This is a genomic window from Aquabacterium sp. (assembly GCF_004297345.1).
Classification (GTDB): domain Bacteria; phylum Pseudomonadota; class Gammaproteobacteria; order Burkholderiales; family Burkholderiaceae_C; genus Aquabacterium.
In genome coordinates this window covers 1-3,095 of record NZ_SCTN01000547.1, presented here as the reverse complement: position 1 = coordinate 3,095, position 3,095 = coordinate 1, and the positions used below count along the sequence as shown (strand labels likewise).

Sequence of the window (3,095 nt, the reverse complement as noted above, 5' to 3'; positions counted from 1 at the left end):
GCTGGTGATTCGGTGGTACATCAAATGTCCAGCTTGCGCTCGCTCATCCACTTGACGATGGCTGGATCGCGGTGAGAGAAGAAGCTGCTGGTGTTGGTGTCGAGCGAGGCGATGCGGGTGATGTCGTCATGGTCCAACTGGAAATCCAGCACGGCCAGGTTCTCGGCCATGCGTTCCTTGCGCACCGACTTGGCCAGCACGACGATGCCGCGCTGCGTCAGCCATCTCAGCACCACCTGACCGATGGTCTTGCCATGCTTGGCACCGATACCGGCCAGCACCTCGTTGTGGAACAGGTTGTTGCGGCCCTCCGCGAACGGTGCCCAGGCCTCGGCTTGCACACCGAGGCTCTTCATGAAAGCAACGCTCTCGGCTTGCTGGATGAAAGGGTTCACCTCGATCTGGTTCACGGCAGGCGTGATCTCGTTGAACGCTGCGATGTCCATCAGCCGATCCGGATGGAAGTTGCTGACGCCGATGGCCCGAAGCTGGCCTTCGCGGTGCGCGTCCTGCATCGCCCGCCAGGATCCATGCACATCCCCAAAGGGCTGGTGGATCAAGAAGAGATCGAGGTAGGCAAGTTGCAGGCGGCGCAATGACTTGTCGATGGCCTGTCTGGTCTTGTCGTAGCCCGTGTCCTGCACCCACAGCTTGGACGTGACAAACAGCTCGCCCCGCGCCGCGCCGCTGGCCTTGAGCCCTTTGCCCACCGCTGCCTCGTTCATGTAAGAGGCGGCGGTATCGATCAGCCGGTAGCCCTGTTCAATGGCATCGACCACCGAGCGTTCGCACTCCACCTGATCAGCAATCTGAAAGACGCCGAATCCGAGCACTGGCATCGCTACCCCGTTGTTCAAGATCACCTGTTCCATGAAAGCCTCCTCGTTGACGACGACTGATGCCACTGTAGAGCGCGGACTCTCATCTGAATAGGGCCACAAACATTGATGGATTGACATCAAAAACATGACAATGGCCGACACGGAGGCACATCATGGCATTCAATGAACTGCGATCCATCTCGACATTCGCCAAGGCGGCGGAGCTGGGCAGCCTGCGTCAGGCCGCCATTGCGCTGGGCATCAGCCCCCAGGCCGCGAGCCTGGCCCTGGGGCAACTGGAAGGGATGCTGGGAGTGCGCTTGTTCCATCGCACCACGCGTGTCCTATCTTTGACTGATGCGGGCCAGCGCTTTCTGGAGGACGCGCAACCGGCCTTGTCCGGGCTGAAGCGCGCCTTTCAGAACGCCAGATCGGCCAAGGACGAGATCGCCGGTCCGCTGCGGATCGTCGGCCCGAGAACCACCTTCCAAGGCATCTTGTGGCGCCTGCTGGACGAGTTCTGCGAGCGATACCCATCCGTGCAGCCCGATGTCATCTTGGACGACAGGGTGGGAAACTGGGTGGAAGACCGCGTCGATGTGGGCTTCCGACTCGGTGCATCGCCGCACGAAGGCGTCGTCGCCAGGTGCTTGTTTCCACTGCAACTGATCGTGTGTGGTACGCCGGATTATTTCAACAAGTATGGCGTGCCGAAGTCGGTGGCGGATCTGGCTTCTCACCGCTGCACGGCGTACCGCAATCCAGGCACGGGCCAGGCCGTGCCATGGCGTCTCAAAGTAGGCGATCAACTGATGGACCAGCCTGGTGCAGCTGCGCTCTACAGCAACGACGAGGTGGTTGAATTGCATGCGGTGCTGTCGGGGAAGGTTATCGGGCAACTCGCGGGCGTGACCGCGGCGCCGTTCATCCGCAGCGGCCAGTTGATCCCAGTGATGCTGGATCACATGCCCGAGTACGCCAGCTACTTCGTGTACTTCGGTAGCCGCAACGACCAGCCAGCACGGGCAAAGGCTTTCATCGCACTGGCGATCGAACGGCTGGCCGACAACCCTGACTATGTTCTGAGCAACAAGGAACTCGCTGCGGCATATCGAGTTGTGCGGAGCACCAGACGAATGAGATGAAGGCGGGCAACGGCGTTCTTTATAACCATTGGAAGCGGGATGACGATGGATCACTTCTGCCACATTGCAGGTGTTCATGCCGAGTGCTTGACCTCCTGCCGAGCGTTGCGATGGGACCGCCCCGATTTCGAGTCCCTTGCCGGAAAGCAGTCAGTGACGTTTCGATTCCAGTAAGCGGCTGTTCATCACTGATTTCTCACGACCCAAAGCGAGATTTCGAAATACCGAATCCCGCGCCGAACAGTTGACATTCGCCGACGATGTGTGCGCAACCACGGCTCGCGGGCGCTCAGGGCGCAAAGCTCAGGCGTGCCTTGAATCCCTTAAGGGCTTTAGGCCGCCGTAGTTATCGATTCAGGTTGGCATGGCCGGGCAGGACCTTTAACTGAGCATCCCGCCTTCCTCGGAGGGTGATGCTTGCACACTGTGGATGTCGCGGACGCCGCACGTTCATTCTGCCATCGACTCTAAATTCATGAAGTGCCTTGCATGGGCTATTTCATAGGAGCAGAAATCTCGATCCAAGGTTGTCCCAACCAGCCCGAGTGCATCTGAATCTGGGCCGAATCGCCTACCTCCAAATGGTCATATAGCCATTGGCTGACAGCATAGGAATCCCGCAACTTTTGTGGCCCCCATGGGCCGATCTTCAAGTTGTAGCTGGCGCCTTTCCCATAGATCGCGCGCTTTTGCAACACCTCGGCAAAATAGGGCGTCGCTGGTGCATAGTCCAGCTTCCGGTTAAGTCCAAAGAGCGCAAGAACGCCGATGAGGCATGCAGGTATGGCAGCGAGCAGTCCTGTTAGCCAGCGCATCCCTTCAGCTTCATTGTCCTCCCGCGGGCTCGCCGCCATGGCCAGCTTGCACCAGAGTCCGCCAAAGATCGCGCCTGCAATAACCAGACGCCAGTGCGACAGATCATAAACATTGGTCTCGGAGACTACGCCGACTACCATGACCACGCTCGGCACGCTCATCGCATAGAGTAGATTGCCCCGAAGGGCACGCCCAGGACGAGGCGCAAGTGTCAATTGCCCCCGGCTTGAAGCACCCAGCAGCAGCACTAACCAAGGCCATGCAGCAGCCGCGCAGAGAGCCAGAGCTTGGTTCGCCGCGGCCAGTGTGAACG

3 protein-coding genes are annotated in these 3,095 nt (G+C 59.5%); 1 reads left to right on the top strand and 2 read right to left on the bottom strand.

All coding sequences use genetic code 11. From position 1 onward, the window contains the following. Positions 1 to 20: 20 nt before the first annotated feature. Complete coding sequence (locus tag EPO09_RS21110) at positions 21 to 872, bottom strand: aldo/keto reductase (protein WP_290646391.1); 852 nt, start codon at positions 870 to 872, stop codon at positions 21 to 23. A 122-nt stretch (positions 873 to 994) separates the two neighbouring features. On the opposite strand from EPO09_RS21110, the gene EPO09_RS21105 reads away from it, so the two are divergent. Further along, positions 995 to 1,966, top strand: coding sequence for a LysR family transcriptional regulator (locus EPO09_RS21105; RefSeq protein ID WP_290646389.1), 972 nt, complete (start codon positions 995 to 997; stop codon positions 1,964 to 1,966). Positions 1,967 to 2,460: 494 nt separating this feature from the next. Here the strand turns inward: EPO09_RS21105 and EPO09_RS21100 are convergent. Beyond that, positions 2,461 to 3,095, bottom strand: a 635-nt coding sequence (locus EPO09_RS21100) for a hypothetical protein (RefSeq protein ID WP_290646387.1), incomplete at its 5' end; no start/stop codon positions are given.

What these genes read in the sequence shown, in the direction of transcription:
- EPO09_RS21110 (WP_290646391.1), bottom strand. Translation starts at nt 872, where the DNA reads ATGGAACAGGTGATCTTGAACAACGGGGTAGCGATGCCAGTGCTCGGA.
- EPO09_RS21105 (WP_290646389.1), top strand. Translation starts at nt 995, where the DNA reads ATGGCATTCAATGAACTGCGATCCATCTCGACATTCGCCAAGGCGGCG.